Raw genomic sequence first — 23,747 nt, forward strand, 5'->3', positions numbered from 1 at the left:
TGCTTTAATATGTGAGATTACTTGATCTCAACAACAGCTCCAGCTTCTTCCAATTGTTTTTTCAAAGCTTCTGCTTCGTCTTTAGTAACACCTGATTTTAATTCTTTCGGTGCTGCGTCAACTAGATCTTTAGCTTCTTTCAATCCTAAACCAGCTAAATCTTTTACTAATTTAACTACGGCCAATTTCGAACCACCAGCTTCTTTCAAGATAACATCGAAAGATGTTTTCTCTTCTGCAGCAGCGTTTTCGCCACCAGCTGCTGGACCTGCAACTGCAACTGCAGCCGCAGCAGGCTCGATACCGTACTCGTCTTTTAAGATATCAGCTAATTCTTTAACTTCTTTTACTGTTAAGTTAACTAACTGTTCAGCAAGTTGTTTTAAATCTGCCATTTTATTTTGAATTTTTGAATGTACTTAAATAATAATTGTTAAATCACGAACTCCATATTTATAGAGGTGTTCGTTAACCTCTTTCTTCTAAAGCTTTTACTAATCCAGAAATCGTATTTCCACCCGACTGAAGTGCTGAAATAACATTTTTCGCTGGAGATTGTAGTAATGCGATAACATCTGCAACAAGTTCCTCTTTCGATTTCAAAGAAACTAATGCGTTCAATTGATCATCACCTACGAAAGCAGTCTCTTGAATATAAGCTGCTTTTAAAACCGGCTTATCACCTGATTTACGTAATTCTTTGATCAACTTCGCTGGTGCATTACCAGTTTCAGAGAACATCAATGTAGTAGCACCCTTAAGTACGCTACGAAGTTCTTCTGAGTCAATTCCTGCTTCGGTCAATGCTTTCTCGATCAAAGTGTTTTTAGCCACTAGGATCTCGATATCATTCTCAAAACATTTACGACGAATGTTATTTACTTTCTCAACAGACAATTCAGCAGTGTCAGTAATATAGAAATTACCGTACGATTTAATCTGCTCGGCCAAAGCTTGAACAATTTCTTGTTTTTCTTCTTTTCTCATGATTAAATTCCCGCTACTGATTTAGTTTCAACATGAATGCCTGCACTCATTGTCGAAGAGATGTAAATACTCTTAAAGTACGTTCCCTTTGCGGCAGATGGTTTCAAGCGTGAAAGTGTTTGTAACACCTCTAACGCGTTTTCATAGATCTTATCTGCTGTGAAGGACACTTTACCAACTGAAGTATGGATAATTCCTGTTTTATCGACTTTGAAATCAATCTTACCGCCTTTTACTTCGGTTACAGCTTTAGCTACATCTGTAGTAACTGTACCCGTTTTAGGGTTAGGCATTAGGTTTCTAGGACCTAAAATACGTCCTAATTTACCAACTTTAGCCATAACACTTGGCATAGTAATAATGATATCAACGTCAGTCCAACCTCCTTCAATTTTGCTGATGTACTCATCAAGACCTACGTAATCGGCACCTGCTGCTTTAGCTTCTTCCTCCTTGTCAGGAGTACACAATACTAAAACGCGAACAGTTTTACCGGTCCCGTGAGGTAATGTTGCAATACCACGAACCATTTGATTTGCTTTACGAGGATCCACGCCTAAACGAACGTCGATATCCACAGAAGCATCAAACTTGGTTGCAGTAATCTCTTTCACTAAAGCCGAAGCTTCTTGTAAAGAGTATGCTTTACCAGCTTCAATTTTGGATAGTGCCGCTTTTTGATTTTTTGTTAATCTAGCCACTTTCTTAAACTGATTTCGTTAATTAATTTGTCCAAGGAGCATTACCTGACACGGTAATACCCATACTACGTGCTGTCCCAGCTACCATTTTCATAGCAGACTCTACAGTAAATGCATTCAAGTCAACCATTTTATCTTTCGCGATAACCTCAACTTGCTCCCATGAAAGAGAAGCAACCTTTTTACGGTTAGGCTCACCAGAACCACTCTTTAACTTAGCAGCATCTTTCAACTGCACGGCTACCGGAGGGGTTTTGATAATAAAATCAAACGACTTGTCACTGTAAACTGTAATGACAACAGGCAATACTTGTCCTGGTTTGTCTTGCGTACGAGCGTTGAATTGCTTACAAAAATCCATAATATTCACACCCTTAGCACCTAATGCAGGTCCTACTGGAGGAGATGGGTTTGCAGCACCGCCCTTTACTTGTAATTTTACTAACGCACTGACTTCTTTTGCCATTTTGTTTTGAATTTAATTGTTAAATGTTTGTTAGTAAGTTGGAAGCTTTAAACGTAACATTTATTTTCGTCAGGCGCAATGTACGGATACATTACAACCAAACGAGGTGCAAAGATATATAAAATATCCGAACTATACAATGGTGAGGTCAATAAATTTCACGAAGTGTATGTTGAAGATATGATAAATGATTACAGACACAAAAAAGGGCTCACGACCCTCTTTTCCAACTCAATTATTAAGTGCGTGTAACACGCAAAAGCTCCCCATTAAACGGAGGAGCTCAGTATTATTCTTTTTCAACTTGCATGTAGTTCAGTTCAAGCGGCGTCTTACGACCAAACACTTTTACCATTACAGTAAGTTTCTTTTTATCTTCGTGAACCTCTTCAATTTCCCCTGTGAACCCATTAAATGGCCCGTCATTCACTTTTACTGTCTCACCAACATAGAAAGCGACACTCATGCTTTCTCCTTGTTCAGCCATCTCGTCAACCTTACCTAAGATACGATTAACTTCTGCCGGACGTAACGGGATCGCGTTACCTGCTTTATCACCTAGAAATCCAATAACACTATTTATGTTTTTAATCGCATGTTCAATCTCACCGTCTAAAGCCGCTTCGATTAAAACATACCCTGGATAATAGTTACGCTCTTTAGCAACCTTTTTCCCATCACGCATTTGGTAGTACTTCTCCATTGGAATCAACACTTGGGGTACTAAATGCTGAATGCCTAAGCGACCAACTTCAGCTTCTACGTATTGCTTTACTTTGTTTTCTTTTCCACTAACGGCACGAACTACATACCATTTTAACGATTGATCTGCCATAAATTATAAATGATAAATTAGGAAGTAATCCCGTACAATAACTCTAACAGATTACTTGAAGCTTTATCCATTATAAATACGAGTAATGCAATAAGTAAAGACGCCACTAACACAACGACTGCGGAGTTTTGCAACTGAGACCAAGTTGGCCAAGTAACCTTTTCCGTAACCTCGAGGTAGGACTCTTTAAAAAAATCAAGAACTTTAGCCATTTCAGTTTTCCTAAATTATTTTGCACGGGCACCAGGACTCGAACCCAGACCAAAGGTTTTGGAGACCTTCGTTCTACCTTTAAACTATGCCCGTGTAAAGTTGTTTACTGCTGCAAATATAGCGTTTAGCTGGTATCAGAGCAAATATTATTTGTTTTTTTTTAGTCTTTTTGAATACTATGGTCATGAAGAAAAACAAGCTAATCAGCATCAGCCAATTAGCTTGTTTCTATAGTAGTTCAATCAAAAAGATTAAGCTGTAATCTCAGTTACCTGACCAGCACCTACGGTTCTACCACCTTCACGGATAGCAAAACGTAAACCTTTTTCCATTGCGATCGCGTTAATCAATTTAACAGAGATAGTAACGTTATCACCTGGCATAACCATTTCAGTTCCTTCAGGTAAAGAAATCTCGCCAGTTACATCTGTCGTACGGAAATAGAATTGAGGACGGTATTTGTTAAAGAATGGTGTGTGACGACCACCTTCAGCTTTAGATAATACATAAACCTCAGCTTTAAAGTCTGTGTGCGGAGTTACAGTACCTGGTTTACAGATAACCATACCACGACGGATATCAGTTTTCTCAATACCACGTAACAATAACCCTACGTTATCACCTGCTTCACCGTAATCTAAAATTTTACGGAACATCTCAACACCTGTTACTGTAGATTTTAAGTTCTCAGCACCCATACCCAATAATTCAACTGGGTCACCAGAGTTGATCACACCTCTTTCGATACGTCCAGTTGCAACTGTACCACGACCAGTGATAGAGAATACGTCCTCGATAGGCATCAAGAAAGGTAGTTCAGTCAAACGCGGTGGAATTGGAATGTAGTTATCTACAGCATCCATTAATTCCATGATTTTATCAACCCACTCTTCTTCGCCATTTAAAGCTCCTAATGCAGAACCTCTAACTACAGGGATATCATCACCAGGGAATTCGTAGAATGATAATAACTCACGAACTTCCATTTCAACTAAGTCAAGCAATTCGGCATCATCCACTAAGTCAGTTTTGTTCATAAAAACAACTAGTGCAGGTACACCTACCTGGCGAGCTAATAGAATGTGCTCACGAGTTTGAGGCATTGGACCGTCAGTAGCCGCAACTACGATGATCGCACCATCCATCTGTGCAGCACCAGTTACCATGTTTTTCACGTAATCGGCGTGACCTGGACAGTCAACGTGCGCATAGTGACGGTTCGCTGTTGAATACTCAACGTGTGAGGTATTGATTGTAATACCACGCTCTTTTTCTTCAGGAGCAGAGTCAATTGAATCAAATGAACGAGCTTCTGACAAACCTTTATCAGCTAATACCTTTGTGATAGCAGCTGTAGTAGTTGTTTTACCGTGGTCAACGTGACCGATCGTACCAATGTTTAAGTGGGGCTTACTACGGTCAAATTTCTCTTTTGCCATGTTTATGCGAATTAGTAATTATAAAATATTTCTTATTTGTTCTCTTACAAAAGTAAAAACTTTTTCAATACGAGCCAAAGATGGGATTTGAACCCACGACCTCTTCCTTACCAAGGAAGTGCTCTACCCCTGAGCTACTTCGGCTTTCTAAAAGCTTATTTACAGATAAATGCCTCCATCTTATTTTGAATATATTGACCAAAAAAGACAGAGACTTAATCTAACGTTAAAATTGAGCGGAAGACGGGCTTCGAACCCGCAACCTATAGCTTGGAAGGCTATCGCTCTACCAATTGAGCTACTTCCGCTTTTTGTCACCATTTCGTTTTCTTAGTGCATAAGACAACGGTAAGTAACAAAGTTTAGTGTGGAGGGAGAAGGATTCGAACCTTCGAAGCCGAAGCAACGGATTTACAGTCCGTCCCATTTGACCGCTCTGGAACCCCTCCATACCTGCAAATAAATTGCATTTGGAGCCTCTTATCGGGATCGAACCAATGACCTACTGATTACAAGTCAGTTGCTCTACCAGCTGAGCTAAAGAGGCGTGTTTGTTAAAACTTTTTTAAAAACTCTCTTAAAGAACTTCTGTCTTTTTCAGACAGCGAGTGCAAAAATCCAATTTACTTTTCATATTTGCAAGTTTTTTGAAAACTTTTTTTTATCGTGTTAAAGAACGCTTTCTTCATCAAAACCGAACCGTGTACCACCGTTTGATTTTTGATGACGCAAAGATAGCGACAATGATGAAACTACAAAAACATTTCGAAAAAAAATACAGCCTTTTTTATCATATACTTGATACGCAATGAAATAATTTACATATTGCGCCGCCTTTTTAAAGCAGCAAAAAGATTAAATATTAATGGGACTTCGTATCAAAGCTTATCACAGTATAATTCCACTTCTTTTTTTAGCAATTTTTTCTCAGGAAAACCTCTACGCTCAAAAAAATAATTTAATAAAAAAAACTTACAACAAATTATTTTCCTCGCAAAAAGACTCGACGCGGAGTGGCAGTCTTTTGGTGATCCCAGCAATTGGATATGCACAAGAGTCGGGATTCGAATATGGAATTGCTGGAACTTATAATTTCTATTTGGACAAAACAGATCTTTCAAGTAGAACCTCCAACATAACGTTAATTGGAACACTAACCACTAAAAATCAAAAAAACATCAAGCTCCAAACGGATATCTGGACGAAAAGAAACGAGTATCATATACTCTCGGAGCTCCGGTACCGTGATTGGCCATTCAATTTTTATGGTCTTGGTACGGACACTTGGCTTACCGATGAAGACCGTATCGATCAAAAATTAATACGTGCAAAATTAGATATCGAAAAGAATGTTGGGACGAACCTATATTTCGGGTTAAACTCCATCTTTGAATATTTCAAGTTTCAAGATCACGAATTGGGAGGTGTTTTCGATCAGCCCGAAGTATTTGGCAAAAAAGGTGGTCAATATGTGGCAATTGGCGCTTCATCGCTCTACGATAACCGTAACAACACGACGTATACAACTAAGGGGATATATGCGAGAATAAAATATGCCTATGCGCCGGACTTCTGGGGTGACGACAATTTCACCGGGAGTCTTTTGGAAACAGACATCCGCGGTTTTCAAGCGCTATCTAAAACCGTTACGCTTGCCGGACAATTGCTCTATCGAGGGACCTATGGTGAAAACGCACCTTTTTACACTTATCGTGATTTAGGTGGCGATATGACGATGCGCGGTTACTATTTAGGACGGTATAAAGATCGAAATTATATCACTGCGCAAGCCGAGTTGCGCTATCGATTTATGTCACGTTTCGGGGTCGTCGGTTTTGCGGGCACTGGCAGTACCTTTTCTAAGCAGCATGATAGTCGGTTCGTACCTAGCTATGGTGGTGGCATACGGTATTTTTTCAGTTTAGAACATAATAGTACCATACGTCTTGATTATGCCTTGGGGGAAAAGCGCACAGGAGAAAAAAGGCAGTCAGGATTTTATTTAAGTATCAGTGAGGCATTTTAAAGTCTTGATATTAAGTCTACAAGAATACAGGTGCTAATCCTATCTTCCTTGGCAACAGCGCCAATAAGGAAAGCGAAGGGAAAAGTTTTCCTTACGTTGCCCAGCGCGCTTGAGCACTAAACCAAAGTGGAATAAATCGATGGACACAGTAACCCCATCATACTTGGTTAATGCTCTCCATTGTGGCAGATCCAAATGAGGTTCGTGAACCACGAGTAGCTGCCCATTTTCAATTCGACTAATTAGCTCGGTTTCGCGGTCTTTCTTAAAATCGGCCCAGTACCCCCCACCCGCGCCATGATCTTTTAATGTATAGATGCCCAAGTGGACCAAGATATCTTTAACTAAGTCAAGGTATCGGGGTGGATCATTCCACGTGCAGTCGACCACAATCTCCCCCTCGCCCCTGTCGAATTTATTAGAATAGATCACCTGACTTGCTAATTTGTAAACAAACGGGGAATGCGTTCCATGACGACTATGCGCAGAAAGAAAATGTCCGATTAAATCTAGGTGGTACAGCATAATTGCAAAAATACACTTTTCCGCCCATAGCGAATACTACAAAGTACTTTCGCTCGATTATGCGAAAATTTTGTATTTTCGAACAATGAATGAGCGGGAACTAAAAGCACTAATCTCCTTACTTGACGATCCGGATACCGAGATATACCGGGAACTTGAAGATAAATTGATCACTTGTGGTCCAGAAGTAATTCCTATGCTTGAAAAATCCTGGGAAGCATCGCTTGACATTTTATTTCAAGGACGTATTGAACAGATCGTTCATAAAATCCAGTTTAATGAAGTAAAGACAGATCTCCAACTTTGGAAAATTAGCAATCAGGAAAACCTGCTCGAGGGCTTACTGATTATCAATCGTTATCAATACCCTAATTTAGCAGATGAAGAGATCCATGCAAAATTAGCGGAACTCCGGCGAGACACTTGGTATTATCTGATGTATGAAATGAGTCCGGTGGATAAGATAAAGCTATTAAACAATGTGCTTTTTCGAGAGTTTGGACTTTCAGGAAACACCACAGACTATCACGCACCCCAAAATTCGTTCATAAACAAAGTTCTTGAGACCAGAAAAGGAAATCCAATATCGTTAGCATGTATCTATAGTTTGGTGGCACAGCGGCTCGACATCCCGGTATACGGAGTCAACCTTCCAAAACACTTTATGCTGGCTTACATGAATGACGAGTCGCCCGAAGAAGTCCTCTTTTATATCAATGTTTTTAACCGAGGTCAAATTATGCGAAAAAGCGACATTAAGGCTTTCCTTGATCAACTAAGCTTACCCGCAAGTGACGAATTCATGAAACCGTGCGATAATTTATCGATTATAAAACGCGTGTTGCGAAATTTAATCGCCGCATATAATCAGATAGACAATGTCGACAAAAGGGACGACGTCCAGCTCTTATTGGATCTTATTGAGGCAACGTAGAATCATCACGTGTATCTAATGCTAAACCAACAGGAATCTGGCTTCCGGTCTGAAGCACCTTATCCGGTTCTACATTTCCATCATCCGAAAGCTTAAACCGAAACACCTTTTTCGCTTGCCGATCCGCAGCGTAGAGGTATACACCAGTTTCCCGCGTATCGATAGCGACATCAACAGGCTGCGTTAGTCCAGTTGCTGCCCCTGTAATAATGCGAGAGGGCGTAATGGCGTGATTTCCGTCTGTACCTACGGTATTTGTAAAATTATCAAAAACGAGAATGCGCCCAGTACCTTCGGTCGTTCCGTCGCCAAAATCCGTTATCGCCAGTACATTTTTTACCGAATCAAAAAACAAACCTCGCAAATTCGAAGCATCGGCGATGGACAGTGTTTGAAACGGCTCTATTCGGGCAGTAGAATCGACATCTGACACTTTTTTTGTACTTAAGTCTTTAAAAACATAAATTGCAGCATCTTGTCCGAGCTTGGAAGTAAAAAGCCGGTCTTCACCACTATTATAAGCAGCGCCCCACATTTCAATACCTGGTGCATTCAATTTTTTCAGCGGCCTCGTTTGAGGTTGGCTCCGCGTTTTAGGGCGATCGACAACATAAATCCCAGGATTACCACTTGATGAATTAACAATATACATCTCGTCATAGCCACGATTATATGCCAGCCCGCGAACATTAGAGAGTAATTCATTTCGGATTGCTCCGGTATTCGACAAAATACCTGTCTTTTCCCCCACATTCATAATGTAAACGGCGGTATCAACCAGTCCCGGTAAATTTGCACTCGCTTGAAACAAGCCTTTCAAGAATGGGTTAAAATATATAACTCCACCTCCCCTAGCTTCTGAAACATTTCCTAATGAATATTTGAATTCTGACGAATCCGCCGGGTAAATAATACGAATGTTTGTGTCGGAAACGCCCGCATTAGAACTATTGAATGCCTCAAAAGACACGTAAAGTCTGGAAAATTTCTTAACATCTAATTTAGGCTCAGCATCATCTTCTTCACAGGCGTAAAACCCAACCAACAATGCGATTACCGCTACAACCTTATATACTATATTATTAACCTTAAACATAATCTTCATCTTGTTTTACAAAAGTAATAAATAAAACGAGCTTAATTATATTCTTGCGACAGCGCTCGTGAGGATTTTTGTTTAATCATACAAATTCCGTAAAATTGCATTTGGAATATGATGGATTAATATACGCACGTACACGAATTGGCAAGAACAATATTCAACTTTGTATGCAAGCATCAGATTCTCAGAACCTATTGGATAATGGTTACGTCGTAACGCAGTGTAAGAACAATGTATGCTGTGGAGCGAGTATTTGACCTCCTACTTTAATTTAATATGGAAAACACGGGATTACAAAGGCAAAAATTAGAATTGCCTAATCAAGGAAAAAAACTTCTGTTACATTCCTGTTGCGCACCATGCGCCGGGGAAGTTATGGAAGCGTTGATCGCATCTGACATACAATTTACCATTTACTTCTACAATCCAAACATCCACCCGCGTAAGGAATATGACTTACGAAAGGAGGAAAACATTCGTTTTGCAAACAAACATAACATTCCATTTGTCGATGCAGATTATGATGTTGATCATTGGTTTGAATTAGCCAAAGGCATGGAAAACGAACCTGAAAGAGGCAGCCGATGTACAATGTGCTTCGATATGCGTTTTGAAAAAACGGCAGAATATGCGGCAGAGCACGGTTTCGATGTTATTTCCAGTTCACTTGGTATCTCACGATGGAAAAACATGGAGCAAATCAATGACTGCGGACTACGCGCATCGTCACGTTATCCCAACATGGAATACTGGACCTATAATTGGCGCAAAAAAGGTGGATCTTCACGTATGTTGGAAATTAGCAAAAAAGAAAACTTCTATATGCAAGAATACTGTGGTTGTGCGTACTCCCTACGAGACACCAATCGATGGAGAATGGCGAATAACAGGGAGAAAATCGAACTGGGAAAATACTACTACGGAGACGAACAAGAATAAATTTCCAAAAAGTTTCCTTTTTACTGAAATAATAATTAATTTTGCAGGCTCAAATGCAGGTTTTAAAATATCTAAAACAATATAGAATTCCTTTTTCAGGACTTGTTTCTGGGAAACACAAATTTGAATTTGATATTGACGATAAGTTCTTTGACTGCTTTGAACATTCTCTTGTTAAAAAGGGAAAACTAAAAGCGGAAGTAGCGTTACAAAAGCAGGAGAACATGTTAATTGTAATCTTTGAGATTACGGGCACAATAAAATTGACATGTGACATTTGTCTCGCAGAGTTTGATTCACCACTCGATTTTAAGGAAAGAGTGTTAGTAAAATTCACAGAAGAAGATTGGGACAGCGAAACGGAAGAAGTCATCACATTATCAAAAACGGATTACGAATTCGATGTCGCGACGCTATTATATGAGTACATTAATGTTCGCGTACCCTATTATAGCAGATGCGTTGAGCAAGGGATCAATATCACGTGTGATCCAGAGATGCTCGCAAAGATAAGCTCAGACGATACAACTGAGAGCAACGAAGAATCGAAAATTGACCCACGGTGGGATATATTAAAGAAAATTAAAAATAACTAAAACAAAAATACGAGATGGCACATCCAAAGCGTAAGACTTCGAAATCGAGAAGAGACAAAAGAAGAACACATTATAAAGCAGAAAAACCTACTTTAACTGTTTGTACTGAAACTGGAGCAGTTCATACTCCTCACCGTGCATACTCAGTAGATGGTAATTTATACTACAACGGAAAGTTGATTATTGAAAACACAGCTGCTGTTTAACGACATCAATCAAAGAAATTAAACATCCCAAATACGTGTAAAAGTCAATTTTTATACTTTAATTTGGGATGTTTTTGCGTATTATTGATTATAAAAATAATAACGAATGAAGATTGGTTTGGACGTTCTTGGTGGTGATTACGCACCTAACGCTACGATAACTGGAGCCATAGAAGCCCAGAAAATACTAAAAGGAGATCAAAAGATCGTCCTAATCGGCGACCAAAAGGATACGACCGAAAGATTAAAGCAGGCAGGAGTCGATCTTGACAAATTTGATTATGTACATGCTCCAGAAGTGATTAGCATGCATGATCATCCGACTAAAGCGATTACTCAAAAACCAAATTCCAGTATTGCTGTAGGATTTGATTTACTTAAAAAAGGAGAAATTGATTCATTTGCTTCCGCAGGAAATACAGGAGCAATGTTAGTTGGATCAGTGTTTAGTGTCAAGACAATTCCAGGTATAATACGCCCGGCAATCGCTACAAATGTACCCAAGTTAAAAAGTGGATTTGGGATACTCTTAGATGTGGGGGCAAATTCAGAATGCAAGCCTGAAATGTTAAACCAATTTGCTATACTAGGAAGTATCTACGCTGAATACATTTATGGAATTAATAAACCAAAAATTGGTTTATTAAATATTGGCGAAGAACAAGAAAAAGGAAACAACTTAACAATCTCAACCTACCCTCTCCTTAAAGAAAACACTAAAATAAATTTCATTGGTAACGTTGAAGGTCGTGAACTATTCACGGACACGGCCGATGTATTCGTTTGTGATGGTTTCACGGGTAACATAGTTTTAAAGCTCGCTGAATCATTCTATATCACAACATTGAAAAAGGGTTTCAAGGATGAGTTTTTTGATAGGTTCAACTATGAACGTTATGGAGGAACGCCAATATTAGGTGTAAACGCACCAGTTATTATTGGTCACGGAATCTCCACCCCTGAGGCTATCAAAAACATGGTTTTACACTCAAAGGATATGATAGAATCAAAATTCATCGATAAAATCAGATCCGTTTTCAACTAATAACTTATGTCAAAAATACATGCTGCAATCACTGCGGTAAATGGATATGTACCGGACTATGTACTAACAAACCAAGAATTGGAAACCATGGTCGATACCAATGACGAGTGGATTGTTAGCCGTACAGGTATCAAAGAAAGACGAATACTTAAAGGGGAAGGCAAGGCGACTTCAGACCTCGCTGTTCCTGCCGTCAAGGGGCTCTTAGAGAAACGAGGGATCACGGCTGATGAAATTGAACTTATTATCTTCTGTACCAGTACACCCGACATGCTGTTTCCGGCAACGGCCAATATACTTGCCGAAAAAATAGGTGCTAAAAACGCTTGGGGATACGACTTGCAAGCGGCATGTTCAGGCTTTTTATTTGGCCTAACGACTGCCGCGCAATTTATAGAATCAGGAAAACATAAAAAAGTTTTAGTTGTCGGTGCGGATAAAATGTCGTCTGTTGTTAATTATGAGGACCGTAACACTTGTATCCTCTTCGGAGATGGTTGTGGTTGCGTACTTTTGGAACCAAATGAGGAAGGTAACGGATTCGTGGATTCGGTGTTAAAAACCGATGGATCAGGTGGCCCTTATCTAAATATTAAAGGGGGCGGATCCCTGAATCCAGCAAGCCATGCTACCGTCGATGCGGGGTTACACTATGCCTATCAAGAAGGTCGCACTGTATTCAAATTCGCAGTAACAAATATGGCCAACGTAGCAGTGGAGGTTATGGAAAGAAACAATTTAAGCTCGGACGATGTTAACTGGTTAGTGCCTCATCAAGCAAACAAGCGTATTATTGATGCAACGGCAGAAAGAGCTGGCTTACCAGAGGAGAAAGTAATGGTAAATATTCATAAATACGGGAACACCACCAGCGGTACTATTCCGTTATGTTTATGGGAGTGGGAAGACAAACTTAAAAAGGGCGATAAACTAATCTTAGCCGCATTTGGGGGAGGTTTCACATGGGGTTCTATCTACCTAAAGTGGGCATATACAAAATCATAATATTTCCTTAACTTTATCGATTCATCAAAAAACTATAATAAAATAAAATACACGAGATATGAGTATGGATATTAAACAAATTCAAGACCTAATAAAGTTCATCGCCAAATCGGGAGTAAATGAGGTAGCTATTGAAGAAAAAGACTTTAAAATCACAATAAAGACGAACCAGGAGCCTACGTATGTTACAGCGTCTATCCCTACACCTGTTAGCTTACCTACACAACAAGCTGCTGCTCCAGCACCGACTACAGTATCAAGCACACCTACTTCAACAGCCCCAATTCCAGAATCATCTAATTTAATAACGGTTAAATCACCAATGATCGGTACATTCTATCGCGCCGCTGGTCCTGAAAAACCAAACTTTACAAACGTCGGTGATGAAATAACACAGGGTAAAGTTATTTGTATAATTGAAGCAATGAAACTTTTCAACGAAATCGAATCTGAAGTATCGGGTAAAATCGTAAAGATATTAGTGAATGATGCACAACCTGTTGAGTTCGATCAACCATTATTTTTAGTCGATCCAAGCTAGATTCGCCATCGTCAGCATATTCAATGATTCGCAAGAATCATCATGAATTGCACGCCCGCAAAAAATTACGCGAGCAATTGCAAGTAATATCATTAATAATCTATGTTCAAAAAAATACTAATAGCAAATAGAGGTGAGATCGCTCTCCGTATCATTCGTACATGCCGCGAAATGGGTATAAAGAGTGTAGCCGTCTATTCAACCGCCGACCGAGATAGTCTTCATGTGCGATTCGCTGATGAAGCGGTATGTATCGGTCCTCCGGCAAGTAAAGACTCCTACTTAAGCATACCAAATATAATTTCTGCAGCCGAATTAACGAATGCCGATGCTATCCATCCAGGGTATGGTTTTCTTTCTGAAAACTCAAAATTCTCGGCCATTTGTGCCGACTATGGCATCAAATTCATTGGAGCAACTGCGTCGCAAATTGAACGCATGGGTGACAAAGCATCCGCAAAAGAAACGATGAAAGCAGCAGGCGTGCCCACCGTTCCTGGTTCCCAAGGCTTGATTCCTGATGTTAAGGCAGGTATCAAATTAGCGCAGGAAATCGGATATCCAGTTATAATTAAAGCTACTGCCGGTGGTGGCGGTCGCGGAATGCGGATTATATGGAAAGACGAAGACTTCCAACACAGCTGGGACTCAGCGCGCCAAGAATCTGCGGCAGCATTTGGTAATGACGGTATCTACTTAGAAAAGTATGTAGAAGAACCTCGCCATATCGAGATTCAAGTAATTGGTGATCAATATGGAAAAGTTTGTCATCTTTCCGAACGAGACTGTTCCATTCAACGACGTCATCAAAAATTAGTTGAAGAGGCACCTTCTCCGTTTATCACCCCTGAATTACGCAGAAAAATGGGTGAGGCAGCGATTAAAGGAGCAAAGGCAGTTAATTATGAAGGTGCTGGTACGATTGAATTCTTAGTTGACAAACATCGTAACTTCTACTTTATGGAAATGAACACCCGAATTCAAGTAGAACACCCGGTAACTGAAGAGGTTATAAACTTTGATTTAATTAAGGAACAGATTAAAGTTGCTGCAGGAATTCCTATTTCGGGTAAAAATTACGAACCGTCCATGCATGCGATTGAATGTCGTATAAATGCGGAAGATCCGTTCAATAATTTCCGTCCTTCTCCAGGTAAAATCACAAATTTCCATTCACCTGGTGGTCATGGTGTTCGAGTAGATACCCACGTATACGCGGGGTATACTATTCCGCCGAACTACGATTCCATGATCGCTAAACTCATTTGCGTTGCGCAAACTCGAGAAGAAGCCATCGACACGATGGAACGTGCATTGAGTGAGTTTGTCATTGAAGGAGTAAAAACGACTATTCCCTTGCATATGCGTTTAATGAGTGATCCAAACTTTAGAGCAGGGAACTTTACCACGAAATTCATGGAGTCTTTTGACCTTACAGAATATCCAGAAGAAGAAAATTGAAAAATTTCTTTTACATAGGGATAAAATACCATTCTTACCAATAAGAATGGTATTTTTGTTTCGGTCCGGAAATATAAAATTAAAATGTCTAAATCCAACGAACTAATTCAAGCTATAAAAGATAAGGGAAAATCAATCGAGTCAGAGATGTCTTTTTTTGACCATATAGAGGTGCTTCGGTGGCATATTATACGGTCAGTACTCGCAATTGTTGTCTTTGCGGTATTATCTTTTACTTTTTACGACTTTGTATTCAACCAAATCATCATGGGCCCGAAGAACCTAGACTTCTGGACATATCGCATGATGTGTAAGGTTGGAGACCTATTAAGTCTAGAGGGATTTTGCGTAGAAAAAATTCCATTCAACATCATCAATACGGAACTAGCGGGCCAATTCATGTTACAGATAAACTCCTGTTTAATAATGGCTGTCGCAATGGGGTTCCCCTACCTCCTATTCGAGGTATGGCTATTCATCAAACCCGCGCTCACTGATATCGAGCGTCGCTCTGCCCGTGGGTTCGTACTTTATGCAACCGTTCTTTTTATCCTAGGTGCCCTTTTCGGTTACTATATTGTAGTACCGCTTTCGGTTAACTTTCTGGCGAACATTTCGCTAAGCGTGGAAATCACGAACCAAATTACAATCGACTCGTATCTTTCGACTATTGCAACCCTAACGCTCGGATGTGGGGTTGTATTCCTATTGCCAATAATTGTGTTCATCATGTCGAAATTAGGACTTATGACTCCAGAGTTTATGCGCGCCAGTCGACGTTATGCTGCCGTAATCATCTTAATTATTGCTGCTATTATCACGCCAACTGCGGATGTAATTACGTTACTCACGGTAAGTGCACCAATGTTTATCCTGTATGAATTAAGTATTACAGTTTCTGCGAATGTTAAAAAAAGGAAGTTAGAAGCGGAAAAAGAATTTTATAAAAATTAAAACGAAATAAAAATGGCAAAGAAAATTGCAATAGGGAGTGATCACGCAGGATTTGAATACAAAGTTGCTATCGTTGACTTTTTAAAATTAGAAGGCTATACTGTGGACGATTTCGGTCCCGCATCTGCTGATTCTGTGGATTACCCAGATTTCGCACACCCAGTATCTTCAAGCGTTGAGGAGAAAAAAAGCGAACTTGGAATTCTAATTTGCGGAAGTGCAAACGGCGTGGCAATAACCGCCAATAAACACCAAGATATTCGCGCAGCAATCGCCTGGCAAAATGAAATAGCCGCATTAGCGCGTCAGCATAACGACGCCAATGTCATATGTATACCGGCGCGATTCATCGATATTGAATTAGCAAAGAAAATCGTTAAAACCTTTCTTACAACTGAATTTGAAGGTGGCCGTCATGCTACCCGCGTCAATAAAATTTCTTGTAACTAAACAATTGCAATGATAAAAAACTGCTTAAAAACCCTTTTATTAATTCCGGTACTTTATGGGTGTGCTGTCGCTCAGGATCCGGTTCAAGTAAAGTATGCCAACTTCCTCACAGAAGAGGCTGCGAAGGTACATTTAACAACACTAACTTCCGAGGAATTTGAAGGACGAGGTACCGGACAAGAGGGTGGGAAAAAGGCTGCTCGCTACATTGCAGATAATTTTGAAACGTTGGGTCTACAAGCCCCTGTCGATGGTAGCTATTTTCAGCCCTTATCGTTAATTCGTAAAACATATAGCGTTAGGAACTTTTCAATCAACGATCAAGAATATAAAAATGGCCGCGATTTTTATGTTCTGGGCGACAACCAAGTCACTGATTTCCAGACACAGGAAATAATATTTATCGGCTATGGTATTCAAGATGAAAAGCATAATGATCTTGCGAATATTGACATTGAAAATAAAATCGTACTCTTAATCAACGAAGGCGAACCCATGGACGTTTCTGGTAATTCAGTCCTAACAGGTACAAAAAAACTGTCCGAATGGTCGACAAGCCGTGTCAAAAGGCTGCAAGAACTAGTAAAAAAGAATCCAAAATTAATCCTGTCAACGTCAAGCGCAGTTGCATCAACGATTTCACGATTCGGTAGCAGAATAACTCAAGGTCGTTTTGAGATTGACCAAAAAGAGGATGGGCCGCCAGCTACTAATTTAAGTGCACCGGTAGTAAATATCTCGGAAAACGTTGCTGACAAGATATTATCAGCAAACAACACGTCGATAAGCGAACAAAAAAAAGCGCCTAAAACGTTTGCCATTAATGCGGCATTGAATGCGCAAATGGGTGTTGTTAAAGAAAACTTTTCAGATCCAAATGTCCTAGGATTATTGCCTGGAACAGACCTTAAAGATGAGATCGTTATCATCTCCGGTCATTATGATCACGACGGTATTTTACCCGACGGTACAATCTTCCCTGGAGCAGATGATAATGGCTCGGGAACGGTTGGTGTGTTAGAACTTGCCAAAGTATTTTCGCAAGCAAAAAAAGATGGGAAGGGTCCACGCCGGAGCATACTATTTATTGGCTTTGCTGCAGAAGAAAAAGGTTTATTAGGTTCGCAATTCTACTCCGAAAACCCGGTATTCCCCTTAGAAAACACCGTAACCTGTCTCAATCTTGATATGATTGGCCGAATAGACGACAAACATCTTGAAGGAAATCACAATTATATTCACGTAATAGGTTCCGACAAATTGAGCTCTGAGCTTTATGCAATCAATCGTCAAGCCAACGATAGCTACACGAAGATGGAACTGGATTACATGTATGACGATCCTAAAGATCCGATGCGTATTTACTACCGTTCGGACCAGTACAACTTAGCGAAACATAAAATTCCAGTAATATTTTACTTCTCGGGGTTACATCCACACTACCATACACCAGAGGATACCGTGGACAAAATCAATTTTTCAATGATGGTTAAAAGAGCTAAACTCGTCTTCCACACAGCGTGGGAAGTTGCAAACAGAGACCAGCGTTTAAGAGTAGACAGCAACAAAGAATAACGCAGAAAGGACAGTAAAATTAATGCCTTCCAGCTACACTAATTTTAACAAGGCCTCTTTCGAATTTTAAAGAGGCCTTGTATTTTAAAATCAGCGAAAGATCGCGGCTAAACTAATAGCCACCTACGGCATGGTCCGACACGGCTATTTTTCACCAAAGTGTTACACCCGTTGTAGCCTACTACAACTCGTACCGAGTCTCCACCTTGATGAACACTGACCACCAGAACAATACCAACATTAATTTGTTAATCAATTAAAATAGATTCAAAATGGCATTCGTAGACTATTACACTATACTTGGGGTGGACAAGAAAGCAAGCCTCGCAGAAATAAAAAAAGCGTACCGTAAACTAGCACGAAAATACCACCCAGACATCAACCCGAATGATGAAATAGCCAAACAAAAATTTCAAGAAATTAATGAAGCTAATGAAGTCCTGACGGACACGGAAAAACGAAAAAAATATGACCAATACGGGGAAAATTGGAAAAATGGGGACACTTTTCAGCAAGGATCACGCAACGCGAATAACGATGGATACTCACCATTTGAATCCCAAGATTATGGTTATTCGGGAAACTATGATGAGGAACAGTTTTCTGACTTTTTCGAGCAGATGTTCGGAAGTCGACGAGGTGGCGGCCACCAGCCAAAATTTAGAGGAAATGATATAAATGCGAATCTAGAGCTCACACTCCAAGCAGCATATTCGACGCATCAAGAAACATTCAATATAAACGGTAAAAACATACGGATTACAATACCTGCAGGAATCGCAGATCGGCAACGGATTCGTCTAGCAGGTCAAGGTACGCCTGGTATTAACGGTGGACCTGCAGGTGATCTATATATCGCGGTACATATTCTCCCCGACGCTAAGTTTACGCGTAAAGGAAACGATCTCTATGCCGATATACCAGTTGATCTATACTCGATGTTACTCGGCGGGGAGATATTAATAAATACGTTTGGCGGAAAAATAAAAGTCAAAGTAAAACCCGAAACAAAAAATGAGACGGTGATTCGCCTAAAAGGAAAAGGTTTTCCGCTCTACAAAAAAGAAGGACAATTCGGAGACTTGTTGGTCAAACTTCAAGCACAATTGCCGGTCGCATTGACGGATGAAGAAAAAACACTAATACAAAGGCTTGTAGAACTAAGAAAATAGTAAAATGGAAACACAGATGATACGAATCGTAGACTTTTGTAGGTCACATCAAATAGAAATCAATTTCGTCGAAAAACTATCTGAATACGGACTTATTGCGCTTGTTATAGATAAGGGCGAAATGTATGTCATGGAAGAAGAACTACTCCCATTGGAACAATTTACCAGCTGGCATTATGAGTTAGAGATGAATTTCCCCGGCATTGAAGTAGCACAGAATCTGTTATCTAAAATAAAGACATTACAACAAGAAATTCAGGTATTAAAAAATAGTTAATTGAAAACCTTTAGGGAAGAAAAACAAGCTATTCTATATCAAATCGATTACGTCTAGACTGCTTTTTATGAGACTGCTTTTTCTTTCGGTCTAGGCGTCTTAATATAACAGACCGAGGGACTTTGGTTGCCTTTCGTAACTTCTCAGGCTCGAGTGCCTGTTCTAACAAGTTGAAAAATCGTCCCACCACAATCTGCTTATTCTTCAACTGACTCCGGTCGGCGGATGCATCTAGCTGTAAAACTCCTTCGTTAGTAATACGATTCGATAACTTTCTTAAAATGACATCCTTCTGTGGCTGAGTGAAAAATGCTGAATCCCAAACATTCCAAAAAAGTGAAACTTTCGATTCAACTTTATTCACATGCTGCCCCCCCGCTCCCCCCGAACGAGATGTCTTGAAATGCAATTCTGGATAAATTAGATCTTTGTTCAAAAACATAGTGGCAAATTTAAGATTATTCCAAACAAAATTATTGCAAAACAATTATATAAGCATGCTTATATTTACCGAAAATTAATCGGGCGTACAATTGAATACCTTAGAAAAGGTTCAACATATGCACTGGACTCATTACTATATAATAGTGTTCACGCTCACATTTCGCACAACACCTAAAAACATAAAGGTCAAAAAATAAAAATATGAAAATTGGAATCGTCTGTTATCCTACTTTTGGAGGAAGTGGTGTCGTAGCGACAGAACTTGGAAAAGCGTTGGCTTCGAATGGCCACGAAATCCATTTTATTACCTATTCGCAACCGGCGCGATTGGATTTCTTTTCCGAAAACCTTTATTATCATGAGGTTGCCGTTGCACAATACCCACTTTTTGACTTCTCTCCTTATGAATCAGCATTAGCTAGTAAAATGGTGGACGTTGTCAAATTTGAAAAGCTAGATCTTCTACATGTACATTACGCAATTCCGCACGCGTCGGTGGCCTATCTCGCTAAACAAATCCTAGCAACCCACGGCATACATATTCCCGTTGTGACTACTTTACATGGCACCGATATTACACTTGTTGGAAAAGACAAAAGCTTTAGTCCAGTTGTGACTTTTTCAATTAATCAGTCCGACGGAGTAACGACTGTTTCAGAAAGCCTGAAAGCACAAACACTAGAGTTTTTTGACATTCAAAAAGATATTCGCGTCATTCCAAATTTCATTGATTTTTCCCGTTTTCACAATAATAACAAAGAACATTTCAAAAAAGCAATTGCGCCAGGTAATGAGCGAATCATCACGCATACATCCAACTTCCGAAAAGTAAAAAACACAAAGGATGTTATTAGTATTTTCAAAAAAATAAATGATGCGCTTCCAAGCAAGTTGCTTATGGTCGGAGATGGTCCCGAACGCCGCGAGACCGAAGAGCTAGCACGTCATTTGGGGATTAGTCACGATGTACGATTCTTGGGAAAACAGGACGCAATTGAAGAAATTTTATCTGTATCCGATTTATTTCTAATGCCCTCATCCTCGGAGAGCTTTGGTCTCGCTGCACTCGAGGCAATGGCTTGCCATGTCCCTGTAGTTTCGAGTAACGTTGGCGGGCTACCCGAACTAAACCAACACGGTATAAGTGGCTATTTAAGTAGCATTGGGGATATCGAGGAGATGTCAAAAAACGCATTAAAAATTCTTGAAGACGACGATCGGCTATCCACCTTTAAAAACTCGGCATACAAACGGGCAAAAGATTTTGACCTCGTACGAATTCTCCCGTTATATGAATCCTATTATCAAGAAGTAATACAGTCCACGAAAAAAGCTTAGATTATAGTTAATGCGAAGAAAAAATGTTTTATCTTTGGCTTTTGGAAATGCTCCAAAAAAACAATCATGAAATATAAACGTATCTTACTAAAACTCAGTGGTGAAGCTCTAATGGGCGATCAAAGCTATGGCATCGACATCAATCGGGTGATGCAATACGCTAACGACATTAAAGAAATTCATAGCCAAGGTCTAGAAATTGCAATTGTAATCGGAGGTGGAAATATCTATCGCGGCCTAAGTGCTGAAAAGTCTGGAATGGATCGTGTGCAAGCAGACTATATGGGGATGTTAGCAACGGTTATCAATAGCATGGCATTACAAGATGCGATCGAAAAGGTTGGTATTAAAACTCGGTTGTTAACTGCTATCAAAATGGAACAAATATGCGAACCATTTATTCGTAGACGGGCAGTTCGACACCTTGAAAAAGGAAGAATAGTCATCTTTGGAGCAGGAACGGGTAACCCTTATTTCACAACCGATACGGCGGCTTCTTTACGGGCTATAGAGATCAATGCAGATGCGGTATTAAAGGGTACACGTGTAGACGGAATATATACCGCAGACCCTGAAAAAGACCCTTCCGCAAAACGTTACGATACGATCTCTTTTCAAGAGGTATATGAAAAAGGTTTAAATGTAATGGACATGACGGCATTTACTTTATGCCAAGAAAACAATTTACCAATAGTTGTTTTCGATATGAATAAACCAGGGAATCTAAAAAAATTAGCAGATGGTACCCACGTTGGTACGGTTGTTCGCTAAGCTATTGCACAAGAAATATAAATAATATGAATGAACTAATCTCCTTAGAACTTGATGACTGCAAAGAGAAAATGACTAAAGCATTGACTCATACAGAATCTGAGTTGACGAAAATCAGAGCGGGGAAGGCAACGCCCTCAATGTTGGACGGTGTCTCTATCGATTATTATGGCAGTATGACTCCCCTTTCTCAAGTGAGTAATATCAACACTACCGATGCAAGAACCATCGTTATTCAACCGTGGGAAAAAAACACATTGGGAGCTATTGAAAAGGCTATCATTGATTCTAACTTAGGACTGAACCCTCAAAATGACGGTTTAATCATACGATTAGCAATCCCACCTTTAACCGAAGAGAGACGACGCGACCTTGTTAAAAAAGTAAAAGAAGAAACTGAAAAAGGAAGGATCGCCGTTCGAAATATTCGTAAAGATGCTAATGAGTCAATTAAAAAGTTAAAAAATGACGGTATTTCTGAGGACGAGATTAAAGCGGGGGAAGCTGAAGTACAAAAACATACTGATGCCTATATAGTAAAAGTAGATGCGTTATCAGAATTGAAAGAGAAAGACATCATGACTGTCTAAAGATTTTCAACATATTATCTGAAATGAAAAAAGGATTCTAAAAAGAATCCTTTTTTCATTTCAGATTTTTCCATATCTTACATTTTAAGTCACCAATGTAAACAACACATGCAAAACAGTAGAAGAAAATTCTTGAGGCAGGCAGGACTGGGGTTATCCGCTGCATTCTTAACACCATATTTGAATTCTTGCGAATCAAAGATCGGAAACGGCCCTTTCGACAACTTAGGACTTCAACTATATTCTATTCGTGATATCGTCAATGCAGATCCGATAACAACATTAAAAACTATAGGAACAATTGGTTACAAGCATGTGGAAACCTTCGGGGTCGACGCCCAGGCTGGTACATATTGGGGACTCTCCATTGCTGAACTCAAAAAAGTTTTAAACGACAATAATATAAAAACCCACAGCGGTCATTATGATATGTCTAAATACCTTAGTTCAAAATACACAAAAAGCGAAAATCTTGAAAAATATATTGAGATAGCGCATCAATTAGATCAAAAATATGTAATTGCACCGGTGATGGGGATGGATGACCTGAACAACTTAAAAGTTGAAGATTATCAATATGCAGCTGAACAACTCAATAAAGTGGGTGAGATGGCGAAAAAAGCTGGTATCAAAATCGCATACCATAATCATTTTTGGGAATTTAGAAACTTTGCAAACGGTACAAAAGGACTTGATATATTAATCGCTTTCACCGAACCGGACTTAGTAGACTTTGAACTCGATATCTATTGGATTGAAAAAGCCGGATTAAATGCACAGTCCTATTTTGAAAAATATCCAGGGCGCTTTAAGCTATGGCACTTAAAAGATATGGATAAGAAATTCACTTCACCAATTATTGGTGAAGCTTATGACGAAGCACCGCTTGATAGCATTTTCGCTAAAATACGCTATACAGAGGTGGGAACCGGCGCAATAGACTATATAAATATTGCGCAATACGCAGAAAAGGCAGGACTAGAATATGCCATGGTTGAACAGGACGATATCTATCTTCCAAATAAATTCGAAAGCTTAAAGAAGAGTTTCGATTACGTCCAAAACTATATCACTAAATAATATCATCAGCGAACATGAAAAGAGAGCAGTCTTCCGATTGCTCTCTTTTTTATGTCTTTACGGCCCATAGGATGT

At 39.6% G+C, this 23,747-nt stretch carries 28 protein-coding genes and 5 tRNA genes; 18 read left to right on the forward strand and 15 right to left on the reverse strand.

Annotated elements, in window-relative coordinates:
• Window positions 1-17: 17 nt before the first annotated feature.
• The 12 genes from rplL to FM107_RS06725 all read right to left on the reverse strand — a co-directional run bounded on the left by rplL (window position 18) and on the right by FM107_RS06725 (window position 5,188).
• Window positions 18-395 (reverse strand): 50S ribosomal protein L7/L12, encoded by a 378-nt coding sequence (gene rplL, locus FM107_RS06670; RefSeq protein ID WP_086947732.1) that lies wholly within the window; start codon window positions 393-395, stop codon window positions 18-20.
• Between the two features lie 73 nt (window positions 396-468).
• Window positions 469-987, reverse strand: a complete 519-nt coding sequence (gene rplJ / locus FM107_RS06675) for a 50S ribosomal protein L10 (protein ID WP_086947733.1) — start codon at window positions 985-987, stop codon at window positions 469-471.
• A 2-nt stretch (window positions 988-989) separates the two neighbouring features.
• Window positions 990-1,688 (reverse strand): 50S ribosomal protein L1, encoded by a 699-nt coding sequence (rplA, locus tag FM107_RS06680; protein WP_086947734.1) that lies wholly within the window; start codon window positions 1,686-1,688, stop codon window positions 990-992.
• Between the two features lie 22 nt (window positions 1,689-1,710).
• Window positions 1,711-2,154, reverse strand: a complete 444-nt coding sequence (gene rplK, locus FM107_RS06685; protein WP_086947735.1) for a 50S ribosomal protein L11 — start codon at window positions 2,152-2,154, stop codon at window positions 1,711-1,713.
• 289 nt (window positions 2,155-2,443) lie between these two features.
• Window positions 2,444-2,989, reverse strand: coding sequence for a transcription termination/antitermination protein NusG (gene nusG, locus FM107_RS06690; RefSeq protein WP_086947736.1), 546 nt, complete (start codon window positions 2,987-2,989; stop codon window positions 2,444-2,446).
• A 17-nt stretch (window positions 2,990-3,006) separates the two neighbouring features.
• The gene (gene secE, locus FM107_RS06695) at window positions 3,007-3,201 is read right to left on the reverse strand and encodes a preprotein translocase subunit SecE (RefSeq protein ID WP_086947737.1); all 195 of its coding nucleotides are present in this window, start codon (window positions 3,199-3,201) and stop codon (window positions 3,007-3,009) included.
• A gap of 23 nt (window positions 3,202-3,224) precedes the next feature.
• Window positions 3,225-3,295: transfer RNA gene (locus FM107_RS06700), tRNA-Trp, on the reverse strand.
• Between the two features lie 158 nt (window positions 3,296-3,453).
• Window positions 3,454-4,641 (reverse strand): elongation factor Tu, encoded by a 1,188-nt coding sequence (tuf, locus tag FM107_RS06705; RefSeq protein WP_086947738.1) that lies wholly within the window; start codon window positions 4,639-4,641, stop codon window positions 3,454-3,456.
• A gap of 72 nt (window positions 4,642-4,713) precedes the next feature.
• Window positions 4,714-4,785, reverse strand: a tRNA-Thr gene (locus FM107_RS06710).
• Between the two features lie 91 nt (window positions 4,786-4,876).
• A tRNA-Gly gene (locus tag FM107_RS06715) sits at window positions 4,877-4,949 on the reverse strand.
• A 60-nt stretch (window positions 4,950-5,009) separates the two neighbouring features.
• Window positions 5,010-5,090 (reverse strand) — tRNA-Tyr (locus FM107_RS06720).
• Window positions 5,091-5,112: 22 nt separating this feature from the next.
• Window positions 5,113-5,188: transfer RNA gene (locus FM107_RS06725), tRNA-Thr, on the reverse strand.
• Between the two features lie 318 nt (window positions 5,189-5,506).
• On the opposite strand from FM107_RS06725, the gene FM107_RS06735 reads away from it, so the two are divergent.
• Entirely contained in the window at window positions 5,507-6,667 is a 1,161-nt protein-coding gene (locus FM107_RS06735) for a BamA/TamA family outer membrane protein (RefSeq protein WP_086947740.1), read from the forward strand.
• Between the two features lie 39 nt (window positions 6,668-6,706).
• Here the strand turns inward: FM107_RS06735 and FM107_RS06740 are convergent, their stop codons facing one another.
• Window positions 6,707-7,192, reverse strand: a complete 486-nt coding sequence (locus tag FM107_RS06740; protein WP_086947741.1) for a hypothetical protein — start codon at window positions 7,190-7,192, stop codon at window positions 6,707-6,709.
• An 85-nt stretch (window positions 7,193-7,277) separates the two neighbouring features.
• Here FM107_RS06740 and FM107_RS06745 point away from each other — a divergent pair, with 85 nt between their 5' ends.
• Window positions 7,278-8,126: a transglutaminase-like domain-containing protein gene (locus FM107_RS06745; protein ID WP_086947742.1), complete on the forward strand. Its 849-nt coding sequence runs from the start codon at window positions 7,278-7,280 to the stop codon at window positions 8,124-8,126.
• Here FM107_RS06745 and FM107_RS06750 read toward each other — a convergent pair.
• Window positions 8,110-9,231: a hypothetical protein gene (locus tag FM107_RS06750; RefSeq protein ID WP_143559447.1), complete on the reverse strand. Its 1,122-nt coding sequence runs from the start codon at window positions 9,229-9,231 to the stop codon at window positions 8,110-8,112. The two genes, FM107_RS06745 and FM107_RS06750, sit on opposite strands and share 17 nt — an antisense overlap.
• Window positions 9,232-9,504: 273 nt before the next feature.
• Between FM107_RS06750 and FM107_RS06755 the strand changes: the two genes are divergently transcribed.
• From FM107_RS06755 to FM107_RS06810, 12 genes are all read left to right on the forward strand, one after another.
• Entirely contained in the window at window positions 9,505-10,167 is a 663-nt protein-coding gene (locus FM107_RS06755) for an epoxyqueuosine reductase QueH (RefSeq protein ID WP_086947744.1), read from the forward strand.
• A 53-nt stretch (window positions 10,168-10,220) separates the two neighbouring features.
• Window positions 10,221-10,763 (forward strand): DUF177 domain-containing protein, encoded by a 543-nt coding sequence (locus FM107_RS06760; RefSeq protein ID WP_086947745.1) that lies wholly within the window; start codon window positions 10,221-10,223, stop codon window positions 10,761-10,763.
• 14 nt (window positions 10,764-10,777) lie between these two features.
• The gene (gene rpmF / locus FM107_RS06765; protein ID WP_086947746.1) at window positions 10,778-10,969 is read left to right on the forward strand and encodes a 50S ribosomal protein L32; all 192 of its coding nucleotides are present in this window, start codon (window positions 10,778-10,780) and stop codon (window positions 10,967-10,969) included.
• A gap of 106 nt (window positions 10,970-11,075) precedes the next feature.
• Window positions 11,076-12,014: a phosphate acyltransferase PlsX gene (gene plsX, locus FM107_RS06770; RefSeq protein WP_086947747.1), complete on the forward strand. Its 939-nt coding sequence runs from the start codon at window positions 11,076-11,078 to the stop codon at window positions 12,012-12,014.
• Window positions 12,015-12,020: 6 nt separating this feature from the next.
• Window positions 12,021-13,019 (forward strand): beta-ketoacyl-ACP synthase III, encoded by a 999-nt coding sequence (locus FM107_RS06775; RefSeq protein ID WP_086947748.1) that lies wholly within the window; start codon window positions 12,021-12,023, stop codon window positions 13,017-13,019.
• A 58-nt stretch (window positions 13,020-13,077) separates the two neighbouring features.
• A complete protein-coding gene (gene accB / locus FM107_RS06780; protein ID WP_086947749.1) occupies window positions 13,078-13,560 on the forward strand; it encodes an acetyl-CoA carboxylase biotin carboxyl carrier protein in 483 nt (160 codons plus the stop codon).
• A 102-nt stretch (window positions 13,561-13,662) separates the two neighbouring features.
• Window positions 13,663-15,021 (forward strand): acetyl-CoA carboxylase biotin carboxylase subunit, encoded by a 1,359-nt coding sequence (accC, locus tag FM107_RS06785; RefSeq protein WP_086947750.1) that lies wholly within the window; start codon window positions 13,663-13,665, stop codon window positions 15,019-15,021.
• Between the two features lie 84 nt (window positions 15,022-15,105).
• A complete protein-coding gene (tatC, locus tag FM107_RS06790) occupies window positions 15,106-15,975 on the forward strand; it encodes a twin-arginine translocase subunit TatC (protein ID WP_086947751.1) in 870 nt (289 codons plus the stop codon).
• A 12-nt stretch (window positions 15,976-15,987) separates the two neighbouring features.
• Window positions 15,988-16,425: a ribose 5-phosphate isomerase B gene (rpiB, locus tag FM107_RS06795; protein WP_179204416.1), complete on the forward strand. Its 438-nt coding sequence runs from the start codon at window positions 15,988-15,990 to the stop codon at window positions 16,423-16,425.
• 843 nt (window positions 16,426-17,268) lie between these two features.
• A complete protein-coding gene (locus tag FM107_RS20195; protein ID WP_373407993.1) occupies window positions 17,269-18,000 on the forward strand; it encodes a M28 family metallopeptidase in 732 nt (243 codons plus the stop codon).
• 272 nt (window positions 18,001-18,272) lie between these two features.
• Window positions 18,273-19,172, forward strand: a complete 900-nt coding sequence (locus tag FM107_RS06805; RefSeq protein ID WP_086947754.1) for a DnaJ C-terminal domain-containing protein — start codon at window positions 18,273-18,275, stop codon at window positions 19,170-19,172.
• A 16-nt stretch (window positions 19,173-19,188) separates the two neighbouring features.
• Window positions 19,189-19,449 carry a chaperone modulator CbpM gene (locus FM107_RS06810; protein WP_179204417.1) on the forward strand — a complete coding sequence of 87 codons (261 nt, stop codon included), beginning with the start codon at window positions 19,189-19,191 and terminating at the stop codon, window positions 19,447-19,449.
• Between the two features lie 28 nt (window positions 19,450-19,477).
• Here the strand turns inward: FM107_RS06810 and arfB are convergent, their stop codons facing one another.
• Complete coding sequence (arfB, locus tag FM107_RS06815) at window positions 19,478-19,891, reverse strand: alternative ribosome rescue aminoacyl-tRNA hydrolase ArfB (protein ID WP_179204418.1); 414 nt, start codon at window positions 19,889-19,891, stop codon at window positions 19,478-19,480.
• Window positions 19,892-20,094: 203 nt separating this feature from the next.
• On the opposite strand from arfB, the gene bshA reads away from it, so the two are divergent.
• The 4 genes from bshA (at window position 20,095) to FM107_RS06835 (ending at window position 23,672) form a co-directional block, all read left to right on the forward strand.
• On the forward strand, window positions 20,095-21,231 hold the full coding sequence (gene bshA, locus FM107_RS06820; protein ID WP_086947756.1) for an N-acetyl-alpha-D-glucosaminyl L-malate synthase BshA: 1,137 nt from the start codon (window positions 20,095-20,097) through the stop codon (window positions 21,229-21,231).
• Between the two features lie 66 nt (window positions 21,232-21,297).
• The gene (gene pyrH / locus FM107_RS06825) at window positions 21,298-22,002 is read left to right on the forward strand and encodes a UMP kinase (RefSeq protein WP_086947757.1); all 705 of its coding nucleotides are present in this window, start codon (window positions 21,298-21,300) and stop codon (window positions 22,000-22,002) included.
• Window positions 22,003-22,028: 26 nt separating this feature from the next.
• Complete coding sequence (gene frr, locus FM107_RS06830) at window positions 22,029-22,592, forward strand: ribosome recycling factor (protein WP_086947758.1); 564 nt, start codon at window positions 22,029-22,031, stop codon at window positions 22,590-22,592.
• Between the two features lie 108 nt (window positions 22,593-22,700).
• Window positions 22,701-23,672: a sugar phosphate isomerase/epimerase gene (locus FM107_RS06835; protein ID WP_086947759.1), complete on the forward strand. Its 972-nt coding sequence runs from the start codon at window positions 22,701-22,703 to the stop codon at window positions 23,670-23,672.
• Window positions 23,673-23,747 lie beyond the last annotated feature (75 nt).

It is taken from the genome of Sphingobacterium sp. JB170, assembly GCF_900163865.1.
GTDB lineage: Bacteria > Bacteroidota > Bacteroidia > Sphingobacteriales > Sphingobacteriaceae > Sphingobacterium.